We start from the raw sequence: 1,324 nt of genomic DNA on the forward strand, positions 1-1,324 counted from the left end.
ACTGGTAGACGTGGCGGGTCAGCGGCGCGCCGTTGAGGTCGATGCCGCTCAGCGCGCCGCCCTTGGCGTGGTGGTAATCGAGCAGGCTGTTGTCCGGCAGACGCATGCGCTTGAGCTGACCGCAGGCGTCGTAGCGGTAACGCAGGGTGCCCCAGCCCTGGTGCTCGGTGATCAGCCGGTCCTGACGGTCGTACTCGAAGGCCAAAGGATGTTGCTGGCCGTCGTCGACTCCGATCAAACGCCCGAGGCGGTCGTATTGGTAGGAGACCTTGATGCCGTCGGGCAGGGTTTTGACCAGCAAACGCCCGGCAGCATCGCGCTCATAAGCGGTGAGCAAACAAGAGCCGTCATCACCGAACTCGGTCTTTTCCAGCAAATGCCCGTTGAGGTCATAGGCGTACGCGGTACGGCGGCCGTCAAAACCGACCTCCTGACGAATCAGCCCGGTCGGCGTGTAGTCCAGCCGGTATTTTTCCCCGGACTCGTTTTCGATCTCGGTGAGCAGCAGTTGCGCATGGTCGTAGCGGTACTGCACCCGAGTGCCGTCAGGGTTGATCCGCCGCGAGACCAGGTGCAAATCGTCGTCGTATTCGTAGCGGGTGATGCGCCCCAGTTCATCGCGCTCGGCGGTGACCTGACCATAGGCGCCGTAGCTGTAGGCGCGGCTGCTGCCGGTAGGAAATGTCGTCTGAAGCAGTCGGCCAACGGCGTCCCAATGCTGACGGGTGACCGCACCGTGTTCGTCGGCGATCGTGGTCCGCCGCCCCAATGCGTCGTAGGAAAAGCGCCGCACGCCACCGTCGGGTAGGGTTTCCTCGGTCAACTGGCCGAGGCTGTTCCAGACCAACCGATGCCGGCTGCTGTCGGGGTAGCGAATCGACAGCAACTGTCCCCGGGTGTCGTAGTAGTAATGGGTGACCTGGCCGTCGGGATCGACCGCCTCGGTGACATCGCCCTCGGCATTGCGCCGGTAGATCCACACCGCGTCGCCGCGCGAACGTTTGTGCAGGAAACCGTTTCGATACTCGTAGGACGTGGGCACCTCATCCGGCGGAATCAGCGCCACCAGCCGTCCGACTTCGTCGTAGCGGTATTCGGTGACGGCGCCCAAGGCATCCTGCTCGGCGATCAAGCGACCCGATGAGTCATAGGCCTTGAGCTGTTCGCCGCCGTCGGCCTCGACCTTGCGCACCAGCCGCGCACGTTCGTCGTGCACGTAGGTTTCTTCGGTGCCATCGACGTAATGCACCGCGACACTGCCGTCGTCGTTCCAGACATAACGCGTGTCCATCTGCGAAAACGACGCCCAGTGGCGCACGCAACG

At 63.4% G+C, this 1,324-nt stretch carries 1 pseudogene; it reads right to left on the reverse strand.

Annotated elements, in window-relative coordinates:
• Positions 1-1,324: pseudogene (locus ACM6IV_RS08855) on the reverse strand (type IV secretion protein Rhs); the annotation flags it as partial.

It is taken from the genome of Pseudomonas sp. IT-347P (assembly GCF_949768005.1).
Taxonomy (GTDB): domain Bacteria; phylum Pseudomonadota; class Gammaproteobacteria; order Pseudomonadales; family Pseudomonadaceae; genus Aquipseudomonas.